This is a genomic window from Actibacterium sp. (assembly GCF_041584535.1).
Classification (GTDB): Bacteria; Pseudomonadota; Alphaproteobacteria; order Rhodobacterales; family Rhodobacteraceae; genus Actibacterium_D.
The window spans coordinates 1-1,542 of the sequence record NZ_JBFHDW010000422.1 but is presented as its reverse complement, the minus strand read 5'-3'; the positions used below and the strand labels follow the sequence as shown (position 1 = coordinate 1,542).

Below are 1,542 nucleotides of genomic sequence, written 5' to 3'. Positions count from 1 at the left end.
GCAGTGCCTTTCCATTCGTTGTCCGAACCGTCGATCTGCTCGTTTTTCATGAGCTTGTTGGCTTTGCCTTCCAGCGCGGGCGGAACGACCAGCAGGTTCGGGACCAGGCCCAGCGGACGACCGTGATCGCCCTTGAATTCGCGCATGGCTTGGCGGGCAGCCGCATAGCCAGCCGCATCGAGTGTCTGGCTCGACCTGATCGCCATCACCCACAGCCCATAGCCAACATTACGGCGCGCTTCGGTACCGTAAACGAACTCTTTTTTCATGAAGACGTTGCTGTCCGTGGGATTGTCCATCGCGACGAATTTCGCCGCCTCGCGTTCCTGATAGATGATCGGCTTGATAGGCCGCGCGGTGCACAGCAGATACCAGGTGGTGCCGGCGCCCCCCATGTCGTTCGACACAGTCACCTCGTTGCCATCTTCGTCGATCACCGGGTGGTCGGTGTCGAAGAAATATTGACCATCGAAGCATTCGTTCAGATGGCCTTCCTTCAGCGCGGTGAAGACCAACTGGTCGGGATGGGCGCCAACGCTTTCGCCCAGGTGCTCGAACATCGGGGTATAGACGCCCAGATTGTCATCCTTGATGTCGTCGCGGTCGACGCCGACGGTCAGCTCGAACGGTTCGTTCTTGATGGCGTAATCGTGTTCCGCCAGGCCGTGGATCACGCGCTCGCCGATCCACTTGCGCATATTCGGCAGTTTGCCCAGCCAGCCATACTTGTTTTCTTTGGCCGAACTGGGGACGATCGTCGCGATCTTTTTGTATTGCGACGGGGCCTGCCCGAGGCCTTTTTTGAACGTCGCGGCAAAGCCGACGCGGATGGCGTTGAGGTTCGCAGAATTGATGATCATGTCAGATCTCCTTAGGCCGCAGCCGTTTTGGTCAGGCCCTCGTCGAAGCGAACCCAGACGCCTTGCGCGTCCACGTCCTCGATGATGCCAGCGGGGGAGCGGGTGAGGGTGCCATCGGTCTTGGCGACCGTCTGGTCATCGACCGCATAGCAGACCGCACCGATATCGGCGGCGGTGATCTCGTCGGCCGCAGCGGAATTCGCATAGCGGAACGTGCCGGGACGATAGCGCAGCGCCAGATCGCCGGCCGCGCCAGTCGAGTTGTCGACCCGCTCCTCTGCGCGACCGATGCCGATGAGGTTGAGCGCCGTCTGACCCGGCACCAGGTTGCCTGCGGCATCACGCATGACGATTGCGCCGCCATAGATCAGGCTCGCCGCAGCGACGGACCCGGATTTGATGCCATCCGCCTTTTGCGGCGTGGCGCGGTCTTTGGTCAGGGCAACCATCACAGGGCCTCCTTCTTGAGTTCTGCGGCGTAGTCCTCATGCGACAGGCCGAGCATTTCGGCGACCTGGCATTCTTCCGCGTTCAGAGAGATTTTCCCGGCGGGCGTCTGAACGGTGGTCTCGATCACCGTGCCACCGAGAAGCGGCATCGCGGTGATCTCCTTCTCAACAGCCGCGCTGTCCTGCATGTGGCGGGTGATGTAATGGTCACGCAGCGGCTTCACGCCGGCGCG

Annotated in this window: 2 protein-coding genes and 1 pseudogene; all 3 read right to left on the bottom strand. The window is 61.3% G+C overall.

Annotated features, from left to right (window positions below; all coding sequences use genetic code 11):
- Positions 1 to 860: Mu-like prophage major head subunit gpT family protein (locus tag ABYW26_RS14385; protein WP_372605599.1), on the bottom strand; the 860-nt coding region annotated here is incomplete at its 3' end.
- Between the two features lie 11 nt (positions 861 to 871).
- The gene (locus tag ABYW26_RS14380) at positions 872 to 1,309 is read right to left on the bottom strand and encodes a hypothetical protein (RefSeq protein ID WP_372605598.1); all 438 of its coding nucleotides are present in this window, start codon (positions 1,307 to 1,309) and stop codon (positions 872 to 874) included.
- A pseudogene (locus ABYW26_RS14375) lies at positions 1,309 to 1,542 on the bottom strand (hypothetical protein); the annotation flags it as partial. The gene ABYW26_RS14380 and the pseudogene ABYW26_RS14375, both read right to left, overlap by 1 nt.